We start from the raw sequence: 20,770 nt of genomic DNA, 5'->3' as shown, positions 1-20,770 counted from the left end.
TCACGCCCTGTCCGAGACGCGTTCGCCGAGTAGGCCTTGGGGCCTCAGCAGGAGGACGAGGATGAGGAGGGCGAAGGCCCAGACGTCCTTCCAGGCTCCGCCGCCGAAGAGTTCCATGCCGGGGATGTCGCCGATGTAGGCGGTGGCGAGGGCTTCGGCGAGGCCGAGGGTGAGGCCGCCGATCATGGCGCCGTAGATGTTGCCGATGCCGCCGAGTACGGCTGCGGTGAAGGCTTTGAGGCCGGCGATGAAGCCCATTTTGAAGCCGACTTGGCCGTATTTGAGGCCGTAGGCCATGGCGGCGACGGCTGCGAAGGCGCCGCCGATGGCGAAGGCGGTGACGACGATGCGGTCGGTGTTGATGCCCATGAGCTTGGCGGTGTCGGGGTCTTGGGAGGTGGCTTGCATGGCGCGGCCCGTGCGGGTTTTGGCGACGAAGTAGGCGAGGCCGGCCATGCAGATGGGGGCGGCGATGATGAGGAAGAGGTCGCCGCGCTGGAGGGTGATGGCGCCGAGGTCGATGGGCCCGCCCTCGAACTGGGGGAAGGTGCGGTCGGCCTTGGCGTCGGGGTAGAAGGCCCAGACTGCCTGCTGGAGGGCGATGGAGAGGCCGATGGCGGTGATGAGCGGGGCGAGGCGTGGGGCGTTTCTGAGGGGCCGGTAGGCGAAACGTTCCGCGCCGACGGCGATGAGGACGGAGCAGGCGATGCCCATCAGGAGCATGAGGGGCAGGGCGACGATGAGTGATGTTCCGCCGGGGAGCAAGAGCCACATGGTGAGGGCGCCGAAGCCGCCGATCATGTAGATCTCGCCGTGGGCGAAGTTGATGAGCTGGATGATGCCGTAGACCATGGTGTAGCCGACGGCTATGAGGCCGTACAGGGCTCCGAGGATCAGGCCGTTGACCAGCTGTTGCGGCAGATCGTGCACCGCTGGGCCTCCGTGGGTGGTGGTGTCAAGTACAGGTGCGCGGGGGGCTGTTGGTGGGCCCCCCGCGCTTGCTGCGGTACTGGGGGAGCGTCCGGGGTGCCGGGCGCTCCCTTCGCGTTACTGCGCTTCCAGCTCGCCGGTCTTGACCGGGGTGTGCTCGCCGCCCTTGACCTGGTAGACGGTGAGGGTGCGGTTGGTGGTGTCGCCGTACTTGTCGAAGGAGACCTGGCCGGTGACGCCGTTGAAGGAGACCTTCTGGGTGGCTTCGCTGATCTTCTTGCGGGCTTCCTTGGGGTCGCTGGGAAGCTTGCCGTCGTTGTCGGCCATGACCTGCTTGACGGCCTGGATGATGGTCCAGGCGGCGTCGTAGGAGAGGGCGCCGTAGGTCTCGTAGGGCTCGTCGTAGCCGGCGGCCTTGTAGTCGGCGATGAACTTCTTGGCGGTGTCGAGCTTCGCGGGCGGGGCGCCGACGGAGGTGGCGAAGTCGCCTTCGGCGGCCTTGCCTGCGAGCTTGGTGTAGTCGGCGCTCTGGAGGGCGTCGCCGCCGATGACGGGGATCTTGGCTCCGGCGTCCTTGATCTGCTTGGACAGGGGCGCGCCGGCCGGGTATTCGCCGCCGTAGTAGACGAAGTCGGCCTTGGAGTTCTTGATCTTCGTGGCGATGGCGCCGAAGTCGCGGTCGTCGGGGTTGATGTGGTCGGTGGTGATGACCTTGCCGCCGAGCTTGGTGAATTCCTGGCGGAAGGTGCGGGCGAGGCCCGCTCCGTAGGTCTTCTTGTCGTCGACGGAGTAGACGGTCTTCAACTTGAGGGTTTTGTACGCGTATTGGGCGGCGTAGGGGCCCTGCAGCGCGTCGGTGGTCGCGGTGCGGAAGTATGTGTCGAACTGGCGGGCCTTCTTGGTCGCGTACTTGGCGCCCTGGGTGAGTTCGGGTGCGGTGTTCGCGGGGGAGACCTGGACCAGGTTGGCGGAGGCGAAGGTCTTCTGCATCGACTGGGCGACGCTGGAGTTCAGCGGTCCCACGACGCCGAGGACGTCGTCCATGCCGACGAGTTTCGTGGCGTTCTGTCCGCCGGTGGAGGGGTTGGCGACGTCGTCGAGCGGCTCGGTCTTGAAGGTGACGCCGTTGACTTCTTTGTTCTTGTTGGCGGTCTTCGCGGCCAGGTCGACGGAGTTCTTGATGCCGATACCGATGGCCGAGAGGTCGCCGCTGAGCGGGGCGTCGACGCCGATGACCACGGTGGTGTTGTCTCCGCCGCTGGACTTCTTGTCGTCGTCGCGCGAACCGCAGGCGGTGAGCGTGAGTGCTCCGGTGGTGAGCACGGAAGTGAGTATGAGCAAAGAACGGTGTCGCACGATCATTCCTCTCCCTGGCGCGGTCCCCTGGTCCAGGGGCCGTGTGTCTCGCCGGGCCGTACGGAGTGGTACAGGGGCCGTGCAAGTGGAGCGCCCGGCGGCGCGGTGACTGGCCGTGACTATAAGCGCAGGTGGCGGGGTGGAGCGTGGGTGCGGAAGAGGCTGTGACGTTCTTGTTATGCCGGGCGTCCCGGCTGGGCGGGGCGGACCAAGATCACCTCAAGTCCCGTCGTGGAGCGGGGTGTTCTCAAGATCGACATGGTCGGGTACGCCCCGTGCGCGTCGACAGGGCTACGCGGTGCGACGTTCGCATTGCTTCGTTGCGGCAGAGGTAACCGAGTGTTACCGCTGTGTGAGTTCGGCGCGAGGTTCTTTGCAGCGGGCGCGCAGCAGGGTGAGGAGGTCGTGCGGATAGCGCTCGACGAAGATGAAGCTGTGCAGTTCTCTGGCCCGCCGGTTGGTGAGTGTGAGATCCAGGTAGGCCATGTCGAGGGCGTGGGGTAGGGGTCGGGTGGCGCCGGGGCGGGGCCGCTCGGGGCGGGGGAGTAGGAGGGTGCCCGCGGCGGCGGTCACGGCGACGAGGCCGGCGAGGAGGAGGTGCCGCCTGCGCGGGGGCTGTGCGGTCCAACGGTCGTACGGGCGCGGGGAGTCGGTGCCGACGATGTCGGTGGGGTGCGGCGCGCGGGGGTGGCTGTCGGCCGCCGGTTCGTGCGGCTCGACGGGCCCGATGCCGGTCATGCTCGACGGTAGGGCGGAGGGGGTGGGTCCGCCAATGGTGGGGCGGGGTGGGGGAGTTGGAGCGGGTCCGGCGGTGTCGGTACAGGGTGGGGGAGTTGGAGCGGCTCCGTTGGTGTCGGTACAGGGCGCGTGAGTTAGATCGGGTCCGGTGGTGGCGGTACAGGACGCGTGAGTTGGGGACGCCCCCTGGTCGGACAGGGCGTGGCGCGATGGAATGCCTCACGTCACCTCCCGTCCCGTGAGTGAACTCCTGAACGCGCCCTTGGAGGCACGATGGTGAGATCCACCGGTAAGAGACGCTTCGGCCTGGCCCTGGTGTGTGCGCTGGTGGCGGCCGTGGCCGCCCCGTCCGCGTATGCCGTGCAACCCTCAGCCGGGCAGGCGGAGTTGAAGATCAAGGATCGTGAGACGCAGCCCGTCTTCTCGCGCGCGGACGCCGTGCTGCAGAAGGTCGACGTCCAGACGGAGGCCGACAGTGACGGCGACGGTAAGCGCGACACCGTGCGCATGCGGATTCTGCGGCCCAAGGAGACCGAGACGGCGGGCCTGAAGGTCGCCACGATCGTCGAGGCGAGCCCGTACTGGGCGGGTGGCAACGATGTCCCGAACCATGTCGTCGACCTGGACGAGGACGGGCTTCCGGAGTCGGGCGGAAAGTTCCAACAGGCTCCGGACAAGGCAGGGTTGACGGGACCGGCCGTGGCGTACGGCGGGTACTACGACAACTACTTCCTGCCGCGCGGCTACGCCGTGGCCGAGGTCGACAGCCTCGGTACCGGCGACTCCACCGGCTGTCCGACCTCGGGTGGTCGCAACGAGACGCTCGGCGCGAAGGCCGCGATCGACTGGCTGAACGGCCGCGCCAAGGGCTGGGACACGGAGGGCGACCCGATCCGCGCGGACTGGTCGACCGGTGACTCCGCCATGATGGGCATCTCCTACAACGGCACGCTGCCGACTGCCGTCGCCAGTACGGGAGTTGAAGGCCTGAAGGCGATCGTGCCGATCTCCGGGATCTCCTCCTGGTACGACTACTACCGCGCGAACGGCGGTGTCGTGGCGCCCGGCACGTACCAGGGCGAGGACACCGACGTGCTCGCCAGGTACGTGTACTCGCGGGCCGACCGGGAGATCTGCAAACCGGTGCTCGACTCGCTGGAGCGTGACCAGGACCGGGCGACCGGTGACTGGTCGCCGTACTGGCAGGAGCGCGACTATCTGAAGGACGCCGGCCGGATCAAGGCGGCGACGTTCGTCGTGCACGGCCTCAACGACTGGAACGTGAAGACGAAGAACGCGGGCCAGTTGTGGGAGGCGCTGAAGAAGAACCATGTGCCGCGCAAGCTGTGGCTGCACCAGGCCGGGCACGCCAATCCGATGCCGCTGCGCATGGAGGAGTGGCTGAGCCAGGTCCACCACTGGTTCGACCACTATCTGTACGGCATCGACAACGGCGTCACGAAGGAGCCCAGGGTCGACGTCGAGCAGGCCGACTTCAGCTGGAAGCAGCAGAGTGACTGGCCGGCGGCCGGTACGCGCTCGACGACGCTTCGGATGCGCGCCGACGGCACGCTGGGGAGCAAGGCGGGCCCCAAGAGCGTGCAGTCGCTGACCGACGCGGGTCGGACGGTCGCCGCGGAGAAGCTGGTGACGTCGCCGGACGACGCGAACCCGAACCGGCTCGCGTACACGACGGGGGCGCTGGACAAGGACGTCCGGCTCAATGGCGTGCCCGAGGTCGATGTGCGGGCCTCGCTGGCCGGTACGTCGCCGTACGTGACCGCGCTGCTCGTCGACTACGGGCGGGACACCCGCGCCACCTCCGGCACGGTCACCGACACCTCGCAGCAGGTCTGCTACGGCGAGGGCGTGCCGGGCCTCGCCGGTGAGACGGGGTGCGCGTACCGCTCGAAGCACCGCACCGAGACGGTCGACTACAAGATCGTGACGCGGGGCTGGCTCGATGCCCGGAACCGGGTGTCGTACGCGCGTCAGTCGAAGGTCGTCGAGGGCCGCGAGTACCGGCTGAAGTGGGACATGCAGCCCGAGGACTATGTCTTCAAGGCGGGGCACCGGCTCGGGGTCGTCCTGATCTCCACCGATTACGACTACACGCTGCGCTACCCGGCGGGCACGAGGATGACCGTGCGCGCCGGGGACAGTGCGGTGACGCTGCCGGTGGCGCCGACCGCCAAGCGGTAGGCGTCCGGCTGTCCTCCGCTGTGCGGTGGGTGCTCCGGTGCTTCCTCCGTTATGGGGTGGGCGCGTCCGGGACTTCCTCCGCTATGCGGTGGGCGCGTCCGCGACTTCCTTGAGCATGCAGGTCAGGCGGGCCGAGCAGACCCGTCTGTCCTGCTCGTCGGTGATGACGATCTCGTACGTCGCCGTGGAGCGGCCGCGGTGCAGCGGGGTGGCGACGCCGGTGACGAGGCCGGAGCGGGCGCTGCGGTGGTGCGTGCAGTTCAGGTCGACGCCGACGGCGATCCTGCCGCTGCCGCCGTGCAGCATCGCGCCGACGGAGCCGAGGGTCTCGGCGAGCACGGCGGAGGCGCCGCCGTGCAGCAGCCCGTAGGGCTGGGTGTTGCCCTCGACGGGCATGGTGCCGACGACGCGCTCGGCCGAGGCCTCCTTCATCTCGATGCCCATGCGCGTGCCGAGGTGTCCGGCGGAGAACAGGGCGACGAGGTCGATGCCGAGTGCCGCGTACTCGTCGATGACCTCTTGCGGGAACTGCGTGTGGTTCTGCTCGCCCATGGCGCCCGGCTCCGTTCGTCGTGCCTTGCTTGAGTCGTCTACGTGGCTTGAGTCGTCCGCGTGGGCGTCTTGAGCCGCCCACGCGGCTGAGCAAACGCTCAGTCGGTCCTGGATTGTTCCAGGCGGACCACGACGGACTTGCTCGCGGGTGTGTTGCTGGTGTCGGCGGTGGCGTCCAGCGGCACCAGCACGTTCGTCTCCGGGTAGTAGGCGGCCGCGCAGCCGCGGGCCGTCGGGTAGTGCACGACGCGGAAGCCGGGCGCGCGCCGCTCGACGCCGTCGCTCCACTCGCTCACGAGGTCCACGTAGGAGCCCTCGGCGAGGTCGAGGTCCTTGGCGTCGTCGGCGTTGACGAGGACGACGCGGCGGCCGTTCTTGATGCCGCGGTAGCGGTCGTCGAGGCCGTAGATCGTGGTGTTGTACTGGTCGTGCGAGCGCAGCGTCTGCAGGAGCAGGCGGCCCTCGGGTACGCGCGGGTACTCGACGGGCGCGGCCGTGAAGTTGGCCTTGCCGGTGGTGGTGGGGAAGCGGCGCTCGTCGCGCGGGGCGTGCGGGAGCGCCAACCCGTTCGGATCGGCGACCTTCTTGTTGAAGTCCTCGAAGCCGGGGACCACGCGCGCGATGCGGTCGCGGACCGTCGCGTAGTCCTTCTCGAACTCCTCCCAGGGCGTGGCCGATTCGGCGCCGAGGACGCGGCGGGCGAGGCGGGCGACGATGGCCGGTTCGGACAGCAGGTGCCGGCTCGCCGGGTCGAGGCGGCCGCGGGAGGCGTGGACCATGCCCATGGAGTCCTCGACGGTGACGAACTGCTCGCCGCTGCCCTGGAGGTCGCGCTCGGTGCGGCCGAGGGTGGGCAGGATCAGGGCGCGGGCGCCGGTGACGGTGTGCGAGCGGTTCAGCTTCGTGGAGACGTGAACGGTGAGGCGGGCGCGGCGCATCGCCGACTCGGTGACGTCCGTGTCGGGTGAGGCCGAGACGAAGTTGCCGCCCATCGCGAAGAAGACCTTGGCCTGGCCGTCGCGCAGGGCGCGGATGGCGCGCACGACGTCGAAGCCGTGCTCGCGCGGCGGGGCGAAGCCGAACTCCTTCTCCAGGGCGTCGAGGAACGCGGGCGCGGGGCGCTCGAAGATGCCCATCGTGCGGTCGCCCTGCACATTGGAGTGGCCGCGGACGGGGCACACGCCGGCGCCTGCCCGTCCGATGTTGCCGCGCAGCAGCAGGAAGTTGACCACTTCGCGGATCGTCGGCACGGAGTGCTTGTGCTGGGTGAGGCCCATGGCCCAGCACACGACGGTGCGCTTGGAGGCGAGGACCATCTCCAGGGTGCGCTCGATGTCGGCGCGGGAGAGGCCGGTCGCCGCGAGCGTCTCGTCCCAGTCGGCGGCGCGGGCGGCCGCGGCGAACTCCTCGTAGCCGTGGGTGTGTTCGGCGATGAAGGCGTCGTCGGTGGCGCCTCCAGTGTCGAGGATCATCTTGTTGAGGAGGCGGAAGAGGGCCTGGTCGCCGCCGAGGCGGATCTGCAGGAACAGGTCGTTGAGCGCGGCGCCCTTGGTCATCCCCTTCGGGGTCTGCGGGTTCTTGAACTTCTCGAGCCCCGCCTCCGGCAGCGGGTTGATCGAGATGATCTTCGCGCCGCCGGCCTTCGCCTTCTCCAGGGCGGAGAGCATGCGCGGATGGTTCGTGCCCGGGTTCTGCCCGGCGACGATGATCAGATCCGACTTGTAGAGGTCCTCCAGGAGGACGCTGCCCTTGCCGATGCCGATGGTCTCCGTGAGCGCGGAACCGGACGACTCGTGGCACATGTTCGAGCAGTCGGGCAGGTTGTTCGTGCCGAACTCGCGGGCGAACAACTGGTAGAGGAACGCCGCCTCGTTGCTGGTGCGCCCCGATGTGTAGAAGACGGCCTCGTCGGGGGAGGCGAGCGCTTCGAGTTCCTCGCCGATGATGTCGAAGGCGCGCTCCCACGAGACGGGCTCGTAGTGGGTGCCGCCCTCGTCAGGACCCCCTCCTTCCAGAAGCATGGGGTGCGTGAGCCGGCCCTGCTGGCCCAGCCAGTACCCGGAGCGCGTCGCGAGGTCCTTGACCGGGTGCGCGGCGAAGAACTCCGGCGTCACGCGGCGCAGGGTGGCCTCCTCGGCGACCGCCTTCGCCCCGTTCTCACAGAACTCCGCCGCGTGCCGGTGCTCCGGCTCGGGCCAGGCGCAGCCGGGGCAGTCGAAGCCGTCCTTCTGGTTGACGCGCAGCAGCGTCAGCGCGGTCCGCTTCACGCCCATCTGCTCGCGGGCCATCTTGAGCGAGTGCTTCACGGCGGGGAGCCCGGCGGCATGGTGCTGCGGCGCCGCGACCTGCGGCGCGTCCTGTACCGGGTCGGATGCGGGCGGCTTGCTTGCCATGGTTCGGCTCCCCTTTGAGCAGGTCCTGCGATGCTGCGATGCCGTGCTGTGAGCTACGTCTCCGATCTTCGCACGGGGGTGTGACAACGCCGGTGGCGGTCCGAGGTGGAGTCAGGAGGGGCATCGCGCAGCGATTCTTTGCAAGGGCGGGGGTGGGAGACGGGCGGGCTGTCAGTGGGGCGTGGCAGGATCGTGGGCGTGGCAGAGAAAGCAGCAGCGAAGACGGCGAAGAAGACGGTGGATCCGGTGGCGAAGGCAGCAGACAGCAGCTCGGGCGGGCGCCCCCGCCTGATGCTCATGGACGGGCACTCGCTGGCGTACCGGGCATTCTTCGCGCTGCCCGCGGAGAACTTCACGACGGCGACGGGGCAGCCGACGAACGCGATCTACGGTTTCGCGTCGATGCTGGCGAACACGCTGCGCGACGAGGAGCCCACGCACTTCGCGGTGGCGTTCGACGTGTCCCGCAAGACGTGGCGCTCCGAGGAGTTCACCGAGTACAAGGCGAACCGTTCGAAGACGCCGGACGAGTTCAAGGGCCAGGTCGAGCTGATCGGCGAGCTGCTCGACGCGATGCACACGCCGCGCTTCGCGGTCGACGGCTTCGAGGCCGACGACGTCATCGCGACGCTCGCGACGCAGGCCGAGGCCGCGGGCTTCGAGGTGCTCATCGTCACCGGCGACCGGGACTCGTTCCAGCTGGTCTCGGAGAACGTGACGGTGCTGTACCCCACCAAGGGCGTCTCCGAGCTCACGCGGTTCACGCCGGAGAAGGTCGAGGAGAAGTACGGGCTCACGCCGGCCCAGTACCCGGACTTCGCGGCGCTGCGCGGCGACCCGTCGGACAACCTGCCGGGCATCCCCGGTGTCGGCGAGAAGACGGCCGCGAAGTGGATCAACCAGTTCGGTTCGTTCGCGGAGTTGGTCGAGCGCGCCGAGGAGGTCAAGGGCAAGGCGGGGCAGAACTTCCGGGACCACATCGAGGCCGTGAAGCTGAACCGGCGCCTGACCGAGATGGTGCGTGACGTCGAGCTGCCGAAGACGGTCACCGACCTGGGGCGCGAGGCGTACGACCGTACGGCGATCGCGATGATCCTGGACACGCTGGAGATCCGTAACCCGTCGCTGCGCGAGCGCCTGTTCGCCGTCGACCCGGGGGCCGAGGAGGCCGAGGAGACCCCGGCGGAGCCGGGCGTCGAGCTCGACGGGAAGGTCCTTGCGTCGGGCGAGGTCGCGCCGTGGCTGGCCGAGCACGGCAAGGCCGTCCTGGGCCTCGCGTCCGTCGACACCTGGTCGCTCGGTACGGGCTCGGTCACCGAGGTCGCGCTGGCCGCCGCCGGGGGAGAGGCCGCCTGGTTCGACCCGTCGACGCTGGACGAGGGCGACGAGAAGGCCTTCGCCGCGTGGCTCGCCGACGCGAAGAAGCCGAAGGTGCTGCACAACGCCAAGTCCGTGATGCGGGTCTTCGCCGAGCACGGCTGGAGCGTCGACGGCATCACCATGGACACGGCGCTCGCCGCGTACCTGGTCAAGCCGGGCCGCCGCTCCTTCGCGCTCGACGCGCTGTCGCTCGAGTACCTGGGCCGCGAGCTGGCCCCGGCCGGCGCGGCCGACGGTCAACTCGCGTTCGGTACCGACGAGGACGACCAGGCGGAGGCCGACGCGCTCATGGTGCAGGCCCGCGCGATCCTCGACCTGGGCGAGGCCTTCGGCACGCGCCTGGGCGAGGTCGGCGCCGCCGATCTGCTCACCGACATCGAGCTGCCCACGTCCACGCTCCTCGCGCGCCTGGAGCGGCACGGCATCGCCGCCGACCGCGCCCACCTGGAGTCGATGGAGCAGATGTTCGCGGGCGCCGTGCAGCAGGCGGTGAAGGAGGCGCACGACGCCGTCGGGCACGAGTTCAACCTCGGCTCCCCCAAGCAGCTCCAGGCCGTCTTCTTCGAGGAACTCGACCTTCCGAAGACGAAGAAGACCAAGACCGGGTACACGACGGACGCCGACGCGCTCGCCTGGCTGGCCACGCAGACCGACCACGAACTCCCCGTGATCATGCTGCGCCACCGTGAGCAGGCCAAGCTCCGTGTCACCGTCGAGGGCCTGATCAAGACGATCGCGGCGGACGGCCGCATCCACACCACGTTCAACCAGACGGTGGCGGCGACGGGACGCCTGTCGTCGACCGACCCGAACCTGCAGAACATTCCGGTCCGCACCGACGAGGGCCGCGCGATCCGTCGCGGCTTCGTCGTCGGGGAGGGCTACGAGTCGCTGATGACGGCCGACTACAGCCAGATCGAACTGCGCGTCATGGCGCACCTGTCCGAGGACGAGGGCCTCCTGGAGGCGTTCAACTCCGGCGAGGACCTGCACACCACGGTGGCCTCGCAGGTCTTCGGAGTGGAGCGGGACGCGGTCGACGCGGAGATGCGCCGCAAGATCAAGGCGATGTCGTACGGGCTCGCGTACGGCCTCTCCGCCTTCGGCCTCTCCGGCCAGCTGGGCATCGACCCGGGCGAGGCGCGCGGCCTGATGGACACGTACTTCGAGCGGTTCGGCGGAGTACGGGACTACCTGCGGCGGGCCGTCGACGAGGCGCGCGCCACCGGGTACACGGAGACGATGCTGGGGCGCCGCCGCTACCTGCCCGACCTGAACTCGGACAACCGGCAGCGCCGCGAGATGGCCGAGCGGATGGCGCTCAACGCGCCGATCCAGGGCACCGCCGCGGACATCGTGAAGATCGCGATGCTGAACGTGGACAAGGCGCTCACGGAGGCGAAGCTCAAGTCGCGGATGCTGCTTCAGGTCCACGACGAAATCGTGCTTGAGATCGCCCCCGGTGAGGCCGCTGCGGCGGAGGAGTTGGTGCGGCGGGAAATGGCCGGGGCGGTTGAGCTGCGCGCTCCGCTGGATGTGTCGGTGGGGCTTGGTGCGGACTGGGAGTCTGCGGCGCATTAGCCTCCGGCGGTCGGGAGGGTGCGGGGTGCGGGTTGCGTTGTCGCGGCCCGCGCCCGGCTCACGTCACGGGGCTCCGCCCCGGACCCCGCGCCTCAAACGCCGGCGGGGCTGAAATGATCGGGGCTCTGCCCCGGACCCCGCTCCTCAATCGCCGGAGGGGCTTGAATTGGCTGCAGTCGTCGGCGCCGCTTGAGGTGACTGTGCGCGTCGGCGGGGCTTGAAACGGCTCACCAGTGCGTACAGCACCACCCCCACGCCGAGGCCCGCCCCAGCCCCGAAGCACAGCGCCGGGATGATCTCCCACGGTTGCCAGGTGAGCCCGGCCCCGTCGACGTACGACAGCCAGTTCGCCACCCGCAACGCGCCCGCGACACAGGCGCAGCCCGCGATCAGGGTCCACGCCAGCCACCGCTCGCCGGGGGACGGTGCCGGGCCCGTCTCGGCGGGGGTGGCGCCCCGTACCGCCCACCACGCGAACGCGGCGAGTACGGCGAGGGCGGCGGCCGAACCGGCGTACTGGACGTACCAGTAGAGCGGCGACCCGGCGAACGTCTCGCCGAGGACGGGGAAGAGGCGCAGGCCCCAGCGGTCCGGGTGCGTGAAGGCGTCCCACACGACGTGCGTCGTGGCGCCGAGCGCCGCGGAGACGTACCACCACAGCGGCCACCATCCCGTACGCCGCCGAGAAGGCCGGAGCACCGCCCCCACCCGGCCCCGCACCCGCCCCGGTACGAGCCCGAGCACCGGCTCCCGGATCAGCGCCCACAAGGCCACCAGCGCGAGCGCGAGCCCCACGTCCACGGTGAACACACCCGTGAACGAGTGCGTGAACGAGCCGAATCCCATCGCCCCCGGCAGCACGCCCGCCGCGTAGTACGTGAGGTCGGGCGCGAACGACCCGGCGACGAGCAGCGCGGGAACGAGCGGACCGCGCCCCGAACCGTCCCGCCGCACAAAGGGCAGCACAGCCGCTGCATGGCTGATGGTGAACGGCACATGGCCCCCTGTCGTCCCGTACGTGCAAGCGTGGAATCGTACGGCATCCGTTGTGGCGCAATCGTTCAATACCGGGCACGAACGGGTGTCTGTGCGGCGGAAGTTGTCGTAGGGTCGGCGGGATCCGTGCGCTGGGGAGCGTGGCGGGTCGGTAAAGGCGACAAGGGGAGGGCTCGCGGAATGGCGGCGGTATTCGGCAGGCGACTGCGCAGAGGAGTCATGACGGCCGCGGTCGCCGCCGCGGCGGTGGCGGCCCTGTCCGCGTCCCAGGCACCCGGAGTGAGCCCTCCGCACCCGGACGGCGGCAGTTCCGCGGCGGACCGCTCCGACGGCACTCCGCCGGACTCGGCGACGGACCCGGACTACTACAGCGACCTGCCCTCGCTGGACAGCCCCACCGACGACCCGACCACCTCGCCCGGCACGGGCGGGAAGGGCGGCGACGACTCCGGCATACCCGCGACCGTCCTCGACGCCTACAAGAAGGCTGCATCCGAGATAGGCACCACGAAGCCCGGCTGCAATCTGGACTGGCAACTGCTCGCCGCGATCGGAAAGGTCGAGTCGGGCCAGGCCCGCGGCGGCGACGTCGACGCGGACGGCACCACGCTCCACGCGATCCTCGGCCCGCCCCTGAACGGCAACGGCTTCGCGAAGATCACCGACACCGACGGCGGCTCCTACGACGGCGACACCACCCACGACCGGGCGGTGGGCCCCATGCAGTTCATCCCTTCCACGTGGGAGTGGGCCGGCCGCGACGGCAACGGCGACGGCAAGAAGGACCCGAACAACGTCTACGACGCCGCCCTCGCCGCGGGCCACTATCTGTGCCGTGCCGACCGCGACCTGTCGAACGCCTTGGACCTCAACAAGGCGATCCTCAGCTACAACAACTCCTCGGACTACCTCGCCACCGTCCTGAAGTGGCTGGAGTTCTACCGCAAGAACTCCCACTCGGTCCCCGACGGCACCGGCGTGCTGCCCAAGCACCCGAGCGGCGGCGGCGCGAGCACGTCGCCGAGCCCCACCGACCGCCCGTCGGAGTCGCCGACCACGAAGAACCCGTCCAAGCCCCCGTCCGGCGGCGGTTCGACGACTCCCGGCGGCGGCTCGACGAGCCCGGGTGGCGGTTCGACCAAGCCCGGTGGGAACACCGGCGGTGGCGGCTCGGAGAGCCCGGGCGGGACCACTCCGCCGCCCACCACCAGCCCCACCGCGTCCGTCACCAAGCTCGCCGACGCGGGCACCGGCACCCTCGCCGCTTTGCAGGACGACTCCTTCAGCGCGCGGGTCAAGGTGAAGGCGAAGAACGCGGCGGGCTCCGCCGTCGGCTCCGCGAAGATCCGCTTCGCGATCGTCGGCGCCACGGACGCCACGTTCTCCGGCGGCGCCACCAGTGCCACCGTCACCACGAACAGCTCGGGCGTGGCCACCGCACCGGCGCTCAAGGCGGGGAAGAAGACCGGCCAGTTCAAGGTCAGCACCACCGTCGTCGGCCGCAATGTGACCGGCCCCGCCCACACGGCGACGGTCACCGCGCGCGCCGACAAGCTGGAGCGGGCCGACGCCGACGCGCTGACCTGCGAGGCGGGCGGCACCTTCGACAAGGCCGTCGAGCTGAAGGCGACATACAAGGGCGCCGCAGCCGACAAGGTCGCCGCTTCCGCGACCCTCATCACGTCCAAGGAGGACGCGACCGAGGCGGACAAGGGCCCCTACTTCAAGGACGCGGACGGCAAGACGATCCGCACCCTCAAGGGCCTGAAGGCCGACGCCGACGGACACTTCACGCTGCCGAAGCTGTACGCGGACGACACGGCCGGCACGTTCCTGCTGCGCGTCACCACGACGGGCGGCGCGACGCTCGACGTCGAACTGAAGGTGACCGCGCCCGCTTCCTCGTAACACCTGCCGCACGGCCCCGAGTTGAGCCCCCGACCGGACACCGGTCGGGGGCTCAACTACGTCCCGTACAACGTGTTCTCATTCCCGCTCCGCGTTGCTACGGTGCACCGACCCAGAGGCCTGACGCCTCATCAGATTCCGTGTGCCGCAAGGCTGCAGGGAGGTCGGACATGCGTGCTCTCGTCGCCGCGGCGATCGGTCTCGCCGCGGCGCTCGCCCTGGTCCTCACCATGACCGCGGTCGGTGCCCCGCCGGGCGAGACATCCCCGAAACCACTGCTGCACTCCGTGCCCAAACACCCGTAAGAGCCCGTGCCACGACCGTAGTTGAGGAGGGCCGCCGCGATGCGCCGCAAGGCCAGCCTGATCCTGCTCGCCTTCGCCGTGTTCTTCACGGCGATGTCCCCGCTGATGCGCTGGTACGCGTTCCCGCGCCTCGCGAAGATCCCGCCGAGCCAGTACCAGACGATGGTCCTGGAGGCGAAGAACGCGACCCTCGTCGACTACGGGACCATGAAGGAGAAGAAGGTCCCCAAGCTCAGCATCGTGCAGACCCTCAAGGGCAACGTCGAGGCGTCGAACAAGGTGGAGGAGTCCGCCGGGCGCGATGTCGTCGTCTGGGACGGCCTCACCTACGTAGTGGGGCCCGACGGCAAGATGGTCTCCCAGATCCCCGAGCGCTACATCTTCGACGCCCACAGCTCGGCGCCCGTGCACGCCAAGGGCGAATCGGTCGACGGCGACGCGGTCAGGCGCGAGGGCATCGAGTTCAAGTGGCCCTTCCTGACGGAGCGGCGCGACTACGAGTACTTCGACGCGCGCGCCCGCGTCACCCGCCCCATCCACTACAAGGGCACCCAGAAGTTCCACGGCCTGGACGTCTACTACTTCGAGCAGACGATCCCGTGGACAAAGGTCCCCTTCCCCAAGAAGCTCCCCGTCAAGGGCATCACCCCGGAGTCCGTCGCCAAGACCGGCACCAAGATGTACTACACGACGGTCCGCAAGTTCTGGGTCGACCCGACGACCGGCGCCCCCGTGTACGGGGAGGAGATCCACAAGGAGGAGATGCGCGGCGGCACGCTGCTCGCGAGCGACCCCGACAAGAAGATCACCGCGTTTGCCGGCCACGTCAAGATGCGCCCCGACTTCACCGAGTCGACGGTCGACCTGGTCAAGTCCCAGCGCGTCCTCGTCCTCCTGCTCACGTCCTACCTGCCGTGGGGCTTCCTCACCCTCGGCGTGGTGCTGCTCGCGCTGTCGCTGTGGCTGGAGGCGCGCAGCCGGCGCCCCGGCGAGCCGGAAGACGCGCCGGTGACCGAGCCGGAGCCCGACCCGGTCAGCGTCTGAGGCGGGCGTTCGTGTGCCGCGTGGGCTCGGCCGCCGCCGGGTCCTCCGGCCACGGATGCTTGGGGTAGCGGCCGCGCAGATCGGCCCGCACGGAGCGGTAGCCGTCGCCCCAGAACGAGGCCAGGTCCGCGGTGACGGCGGCGGGCCGCCCGGCCGGCGACAACAGGTGTACGAGCACGGGGACCCCGGCCACCCGCGGTGTCTCCCGCAGCCCGAACATCTCCTGCAACTTCACCGCCAGTACCGGCTGTTCGGGATCGGAGTAGTCGAGCCGCACCCGCGAGCCGCTGGGCACCCCGAGGCGCTCCGGCGCCAGTTCGTCCAGGCGCGCCGCATGGCCGCCCGCCCACGGCAGCAGCCGCCGCAGCGCCTCCCCGGCGTCGATCCGCCCGAGGTCCGCCCGGCGCCGCGCCGCGCTCAACTCCGGCTCCAGCCACTCGTCCACGCGCGCGTGCAGCGCATCGTCGCTCACGTCCGGCCACGGCTCCCCGACGTGCCGCCGCAGAAACGCCAACCGCTCCCGCAGCGCCACGGCGTCCCTGCTCCACCGCAGCAGCCCGAGCCCTTCGCGCCGCAACCCTTCGAGCAGAGCGCCCCGTACGAGGCCGGGGGCGGGGTTCTTGAGCGGCCGTACGGCGAGTTCGACGGCGCCGAGCCGGGTGACGTGCCGGGCCACCAACTCGCCGCCCGCCCACGCCACTTCGTCGCCCTTGTGCAGCAGTGACGCGGCGGCCCTTCGGGCGACCTCCTCGTCCACGACCGCGCCGAGCCGCACGCGCGCGTGCCCGGCCCCCACGGGTCGGTCGGCGACGGCGACGGCCACCCACTCGGCGTCCCGCAGAGCGGACCCGTCGGGGACGTCGGCGCGGGTCCCGGAAACCATGAGGAACGAGCCGCCGACGCGCCGGGCAACCCGCTCGGGAAAGGCGAGCGCGGCGACGACTCCGGCGACGTGATCGTCGCTACTGGAACCTTCCGGTGCGGCGTTTCGCGTGGGTGGGTGGGGCGTCTCCCGCGCCGAAGGCGCGGACTCCGAGACCAGACGGGCCAGCCGTCGAACCTCACGCGCCCACCGCCCGGCATACGCGTCCCGTCCCCGCCGAGCGGCCCGCAACGCCCCGCCAAGATCGTCCCCGTACTCCCGCGGCGGCTCCTCGCTCAGCAGCGCGACCACCTCGGCCGCCCGCTGCGCGCCCACCACGGGAGCCGCGTCTACAAGGGCACGCCCCAGCCGCGGATGCACCCCGAGCCGAGCCAACCGCCCACCCCGCTCGGTGGCTCGCCCGGATTCCCCCTCGACCGCACCCACCACGGCCAGAGTGGCCCGCGCCGCCGCCATCGCCCCGCCGGGAGGCGCGTCGAGCAGCGCGAGCCCCGACGCGTCCGGGTCGCCCCAGCACGCCACTTGAAGCGCGAACGCCGTCAGGTCCGCCACCTTGATCTCGGGGGAGGGGAAGCGGGGAAGACGCCCGTCCTCCGCCTCCTCCCAGCACCGGTACACCACACCCGGCGCCTCACGCCCGGCCCGTCCCGCCCGCTGTGTCCCGGCCGCACGGGAAGCCCGTACGGTCGTCAGCGCGCTCAACCCGCGCGCGTGGTCCACCCGCGGCTCCCGCGCGAGCCCCGCGTCCACGACGACCCGCACCCCCGGCACGGTCAACGACGACTCCGCGACGGCCGTGGCGAGCACGACCCGCCGCCGCGCACCCGCCGACAGCACCGCGTCCTGCACGGCGGCCGGCGCCCGCCCGTGCACCTGCAGCACGTCCACCTCGCCCAGGGCGCCCAACTGCCCGGCCACCCGCGCGATCTCCCCGACGCCCGGCAGAAAACACAGCACGTCGCCGTCCCGCTCGGCGAGCGCACGCCGCACCACGGACGCCACATGCGTGAGCAGTGCCGGATCCACCCGCATCCCGTGCGGCGGCCGCACCGGACGCGCGGGCGGCGCCCACACCACGTCCACCGGGTACGAGACGCCCTCGGCCTCGACGACCGGGGCGCCCCCGAGCAGCGAGGCCCACCCCTCGGCGTCCGTGGTCGCGGACGCCGCGACCAGCTTCAGCTCCGGCCGCAGCGCCTCGCGTACGTCCCACAGAAAGGCGGCCACGGTGTCCGCGTCGAGGTGCCGCTCGTGCACCTCGTCGAGCATCACGGCATCGACGCCGCTCAACTCCTGGTCCCGTTGCAGCCGTTGCAGCAGTACACCCGTCGTGACCACCTCGACGCGGGTGCGCGGCCCGACGACGCGCTCGCCGCGCACCGTGTAGCCGATCCGCTCCCCGACCTTCTCGCCGAGCAGCCACGCCATCCGCCGCGCCGCCGCCCGGGCCGCGATCCGCCGCGGCTCGGCGACCACCACACGACGTACGGGAGCGTCCTCGTCGAGCAGCCCGGCCAGCACCAGCGGTACGAGGGTCGTCTTGCCGGTGCCGGGTGGCGCCACGAGCACCGCGGCCCCGTCCGCGTCGAGCGCGGACGTCAGCGCGGGCAGCGCGGACCGTACGGGGAGGGCTTGCAGCGCCTCGTCACGAACAGAAGAGGGGGAGGAGGGAGCGGTCACCCCCTCAGTCTCGCCCCCAGCCTCCGGCCGGGGGCGACCCCTACTCGCTACTCGCTTCGCTCACACACGAAGATCGACGTTCCCGGGATCAGGTTCCCGCGCAGCGGCGACCAGCCGCCCCACTCCTGTGTGTTCCACTCGGGCCACTCCGGCTCCACGAGGTCGACGAGCCGGAAGCCGCCCGCCACCACGTCCCGCACCCGGTCCCCGATGGTCCGGTGGTGCTCGACGTACACGGCCCGCCCCTCCTCGTCCTGCTCCACATAAGGAGTGCGGTCGAAGTACGAGGCGGCGACGGACAGGCCCTCGGGGCCCGGCTCGTCGGGGAACGCCCAGCGGATCGGGTGCGTGACGGAGAAGACGAACCGCCCGCCGGGCCGCAGCACGCGGTGCACCTCGCGCATCACCTGCACCTGGTCCGCGATGAAGGGGAGCGCCCCGTACGCGGAGCAGGCCAGGTCGAAGGAGCCGTCCTTGAAGGGGAGCACCCCGGCGTCCGCCTCCACGAGCGGCACCTTGCCGCCGTCGATGCGCAGGGCGTGCTGGAGCTGGCGGTGCGAGAGGTCGAGGGCGACGGGGCGCGCGCCCTGGGCGAGCAGCCAGCGCGAGCACTGCGCGGCGCCCGCCCCGATCTCCAGGACGTCCTTGCCCGCGAGGTCGTCGAGCGGGCCGAGCAGCTCGGCCTCCATCTCGTCGAGCCCCTCGGGGCACCACACGAAACGGTCGTCGCCGAGGAACGTGCCGTGCTCCACCTGGTAGTCGTCCGCGTTCCTGTCCCACCAGCCGCGGTTGGCCCGCGAGCTCTCCGTGGTGTCCGCGTCCCGCCGGGTCGCCGTCGAGTCGTCGTCGACCGTCGAGGGGGAGTCGTGCGCTTCCATTGGTCCGGACTCTTGGATGATCGGCTCCCTCGTAATAATGTGCCGCTCTGCGATGCCAGTGGCCTTGTGAGACAGGTTTTGTGCCGGGTATGCGGCGATCCGCCCCGGGTGTGCGCCTTCGCGCATTGACCCTGTCCGGCTGCCCCCGTATGCTACAAGTTGCGCTGCGGGCCTGCGCACCTCGGACATAGCAGGCTGTGCTCGCATCTGTTGCATGTCCCCTCGGTTGTCGAGGCGCCACCGGTTTCCTCACGGAGCTCCGGATTCGGCGCTTCCAAGGCTGTCTGGCTTCTTCAGAGCGAAACGGGCTCCCGGCGTAGCAGTACCCCCCGACTTTCAATGTCCGCCGGAGCCCTTTCCCACATGACGAGCAGCACCGAGACCACCGCCACCACCCCGCAGGTTGCGGTCAACGACATCGGTAACGAGGAAGCATTCCTCGCCGCCATCGACGAGACGATCAAGTACTTCAACGATGGCGACATCGTCGACGGCGTCATCGTCAAGGTTGACCGGGACGAGGTTCTCCTCGACATCGGTTACAAGACCGAAGGTGTCATCCCGAGCCGAGAGCTTTCGATCAAGCACGACGTCGACCCGAACGAGGTCGTGGCCGTCGGCGACGAGATCGAGGCCCTGGTTCTCCAGAAGGAGGACAAGGAAGGCCGTCTGATCCTGTCCAAGAAGCGTGCTCAGTACGAGCGCGCCTGGGGCACGATCGAGAAGATCAAGGAAGAGGACGGGATCGTCACCGGTACCGTCATCGAGGTCGTCAAGGGTGGTCTCATCCTCGACATCGGCCTCCGTGGCTTCCTGCCGGCCTCCCTCGTCGAGATGCGCCGCGTCCGCGACCTTCAGCCTTACGTGGGCAAGGAGCTCGAGGCGAAGATCATCGAGCTGGACAAGAACCGCAACAACGTGGTCCTGTCCCGCCGTGCCTGGCTCGAGCAGACCCAGTCCGAGGTCCGCCAGACGTTCCTCACCACCCTGCAGAAGGGTCAGGTCCGCTCCGGCGTCGTTTCCTCGATCGTCAACTTCGGTGCCTTCGTGGACCTGGGTGGCGTCGACGGTCTCGTCCACGTCTCCGAGCTCTCCTGGAAGCACATCGACCACCCGTCCGAGGTTGTCGAGGTCGGCCAGGAAGTCACCGTCGAGGTCCTCGACGTCGACATGGACCGCGAGCGTGTCTCCCTGTCGCTGAAGGCGACGCAGGAAGACCCGTGGCAGCAGTTCGCCCGTACGCACCAGATCGGCCAGGTCGTTCCCGGCAAGGTCACGAAGCTGGTTCCGTTCGGTGCGTTCGTCCGCGTCGACGAGGGCATCGAGGGTCTGGTCCACATCTCCGAGCTGGCCGAGCGCCACGTGGAGATCCCGGAGCAGGTCGTCCAGGTCAACGACGAGATCTTCGTCAAGGTCATCGACATCGACCTCGAGCGTCGTCGCATCAGCCTCTCGCTGAAGCAGGCCAACGAGGCCTTCGGCGCCGACCCGTCGGTCGTCGAGTTCGACCCGACCCTGTACGGCATGGCCGCGTCCTACGACGACCAGGGCAACTACATCTACCCCGAGGGCTTCGACCCCGAGACCAACGACTGGCTCGAGGGCTTCGACACCCAGCGCGAGGCTTGGGAGGGCCAGTACGCCGAGGCGCAGCAGCGCTTCGAGCAGCACCAGGCTCAGGTCATCAAGTCCCGCGAGGCCGACGCTCAGGCCGAGGCCGAGGGTGCTGCGGCTCCCGCCGGTGCTGCGGCTCCGGCCGCCTCCGGTGGCAGCGGCGGCGGTGGCGGCGGTTCGTACTCCTCGGAGACGGCCGACAACTCCGGCGCGCTCGCCTCGGACGAGGCGCTTGCCGCGCTTCGCGAGAAGCTGGCGGGTGGCCAGAGCTGAAACGCTCTGCGCTAGCAGGTAGTTAGCGGTTGGGTCGCACCTTTTGGTGCGGCCCAA

General features: G+C 70.1%; 14 protein-coding genes. 6 read left to right on the top strand and 8 right to left on the bottom strand.

Annotation, left to right across the window (positions count from 1 at the left end; translation table 11 throughout):
- The 3 genes from OHA73_RS13290 to OHA73_RS13280 form a co-directional block, all read right to left on the bottom strand.
- Complete coding sequence (locus OHA73_RS13290) at window positions 1–930, bottom strand: branched-chain amino acid ABC transporter permease (protein ID WP_266720745.1); 930 nt, start codon at window positions 928–930, stop codon at window positions 1–3.
- A 117-nt stretch (window positions 931–1,047) separates the two neighbouring features.
- Window positions 1,048–2,286, bottom strand: coding sequence for a branched-chain amino acid ABC transporter substrate-binding protein (locus OHA73_RS13285; protein ID WP_327655137.1), 1,239 nt, complete (start codon window positions 2,284–2,286; stop codon window positions 1,048–1,050).
- 342 nt (window positions 2,287–2,628) lie between these two features.
- Complete coding sequence (locus OHA73_RS13280) at window positions 2,629–3,024, bottom strand: hypothetical protein (RefSeq protein ID WP_327655136.1); 396 nt, start codon at window positions 3,022–3,024, stop codon at window positions 2,629–2,631.
- A gap of 273 nt (window positions 3,025–3,297) precedes the next feature.
- Between OHA73_RS13280 and OHA73_RS13275 the strand changes: the two genes are divergently transcribed.
- The gene (locus tag OHA73_RS13275) at window positions 3,298–5,226 is read left to right on the top strand and encodes a Xaa-Pro dipeptidyl-peptidase (RefSeq protein ID WP_327655135.1); all 1,929 of its coding nucleotides are present in this window, start codon (window positions 3,298–3,300) and stop codon (window positions 5,224–5,226) included.
- Window positions 5,227–5,307: 81 nt separating this feature from the next.
- Here OHA73_RS13275 and OHA73_RS13270 read toward each other — a convergent pair whose 3' ends face one another.
- Both OHA73_RS13270 and OHA73_RS13265 read right to left on the bottom strand, forming a co-directional pair.
- Entirely contained in the window at window positions 5,308–5,778 is a 471-nt protein-coding gene (locus tag OHA73_RS13270) for a PaaI family thioesterase (RefSeq protein ID WP_327655134.1), read from the bottom strand.
- Window positions 5,779–5,876: 98 nt separating this feature from the next.
- Window positions 5,877–8,171, bottom strand: coding sequence for an FdhF/YdeP family oxidoreductase (locus tag OHA73_RS13265; RefSeq protein ID WP_327655133.1), 2,295 nt, complete (start codon window positions 8,169–8,171; stop codon window positions 5,877–5,879).
- Window positions 8,172–8,462: 291 nt separating this feature from the next.
- Between OHA73_RS13265 and polA the strand changes: the two genes are divergently transcribed.
- The gene (gene polA / locus OHA73_RS13260) at window positions 8,463–11,132 is read left to right on the top strand and encodes a DNA polymerase I (RefSeq protein WP_266725549.1); all 2,670 of its coding nucleotides are present in this window, start codon (window positions 8,463–8,465) and stop codon (window positions 11,130–11,132) included.
- 144 nt (window positions 11,133–11,276) lie between these two features.
- On the opposite strand, the gene OHA73_RS13255 is transcribed toward polA, so the two are convergent.
- The gene (locus tag OHA73_RS13255) at window positions 11,277–12,128 is read right to left on the bottom strand and encodes a DUF4184 family protein (RefSeq protein ID WP_327655132.1); all 852 of its coding nucleotides are present in this window, start codon (window positions 12,126–12,128) and stop codon (window positions 11,277–11,279) included.
- 180 nt (window positions 12,129–12,308) lie between these two features.
- Between OHA73_RS13255 and OHA73_RS13250 the strand changes: the two genes are divergently transcribed.
- From OHA73_RS13250 to OHA73_RS13240, 3 genes are all read left to right on the top strand, one after another.
- Window positions 12,309–14,036 carry a lytic transglycosylase domain-containing protein gene (locus OHA73_RS13250; RefSeq protein WP_327655131.1) on the top strand — a complete coding sequence of 576 codons (1,728 nt, stop codon included), beginning with the start codon at window positions 12,309–12,311 and terminating at the stop codon, window positions 14,034–14,036.
- Window positions 14,037–14,206: 170 nt separating this feature from the next.
- Complete coding sequence (locus tag OHA73_RS13245) at window positions 14,207–14,341, top strand: SPW_0924 family protein (protein ID WP_266720761.1); 135 nt, start codon at window positions 14,207–14,209, stop codon at window positions 14,339–14,341.
- A gap of 39 nt (window positions 14,342–14,380) precedes the next feature.
- Window positions 14,381–15,385 (top strand): DUF3068 domain-containing protein, encoded by a 1,005-nt coding sequence (locus OHA73_RS13240; protein ID WP_327655130.1) that lies wholly within the window; start codon window positions 14,381–14,383, stop codon window positions 15,383–15,385.
- On the opposite strand, the gene hrpB is transcribed toward OHA73_RS13240, so the two are convergent.
- Together hrpB and OHA73_RS13230 are read right to left on the bottom strand one after the other, a co-directional pair.
- A complete protein-coding gene (gene hrpB / locus OHA73_RS13235; RefSeq protein ID WP_327655129.1) occupies window positions 15,375–17,948 on the bottom strand; it encodes an ATP-dependent helicase HrpB in 2,574 nt (857 codons plus the stop codon). The two genes, OHA73_RS13240 and hrpB, sit on opposite strands and share 11 nt — an antisense overlap.
- Before the next feature lie 47 nt (window positions 17,949–17,995).
- Entirely contained in the window at window positions 17,996–18,826 is an 831-nt protein-coding gene (locus OHA73_RS13230) for a class I SAM-dependent methyltransferase (RefSeq protein ID WP_266720767.1), read from the bottom strand.
- Between the two features lie 363 nt (window positions 18,827–19,189).
- On the opposite strand from OHA73_RS13230, the gene rpsA reads away from it, so the two are divergent.
- Window positions 19,190–20,713: a 30S ribosomal protein S1 gene (gene rpsA / locus OHA73_RS13225; protein WP_266720769.1), complete on the top strand. Its 1,524-nt coding sequence runs from the start codon at window positions 19,190–19,192 to the stop codon at window positions 20,711–20,713.
- Window positions 20,714–20,770 lie beyond the last annotated feature (57 nt).

It is taken from the genome of Streptomyces sp. NBC_00483, assembly GCF_036013745.1.
GTDB lineage: Bacteria > Actinomycetota > Actinomycetes > Streptomycetales > Streptomycetaceae > Streptomyces.
Note: the sequence above shows the minus strand (reverse complement) of the source record. Positions and strands in the feature narration are given on the sequence as shown.

Coding starts and splice junctions, on each gene's coding strand:
- OHA73_RS13280 (WP_327655136.1), bottom strand. CDS start 3,024: ATGACCGGCATCGGGCCCGTCGAGCCGCACGAACCGGCGGCCGACAGC.
- OHA73_RS13275 (WP_327655135.1), top strand. CDS start 3,298: ATGGTGAGATCCACCGGTAAGAGACGCTTCGGCCTGGCCCTGGTGTGT.
- OHA73_RS13270 (WP_327655134.1), bottom strand. CDS start 5,778: ATGGGCGAGCAGAACCACACGCAGTTCCCGCAAGAGGTCATCGACGAG.
- OHA73_RS13265 (WP_327655133.1), bottom strand. CDS start 8,171: ATGGCAAGCAAGCCGCCCGCATCCGACCCGGTACAGGACGCGCCGCAG.
- polA (WP_266725549.1), top strand. CDS start 8,463: ATGCTCATGGACGGGCACTCGCTGGCGTACCGGGCATTCTTCGCGCTG.
- OHA73_RS13250 (WP_327655131.1), top strand. CDS start 12,309: ATGGCGGCGGTATTCGGCAGGCGACTGCGCAGAGGAGTCATGACGGCC.
- OHA73_RS13245 (WP_266720761.1), top strand. CDS start 14,207: ATGCGTGCTCTCGTCGCCGCGGCGATCGGTCTCGCCGCGGCGCTCGCC.
- OHA73_RS13240 (WP_327655130.1), top strand. CDS start 14,381: ATGCGCCGCAAGGCCAGCCTGATCCTGCTCGCCTTCGCCGTGTTCTTC.
- OHA73_RS13230 (WP_266720767.1), bottom strand. CDS start 18,826: ATGGAAGCGCACGACTCCCCCTCGACGGTCGACGACGACTCGACGGCG.
- rpsA (WP_266720769.1), top strand. CDS start 19,190: ATGACGAGCAGCACCGAGACCACCGCCACCACCCCGCAGGTTGCGGTC.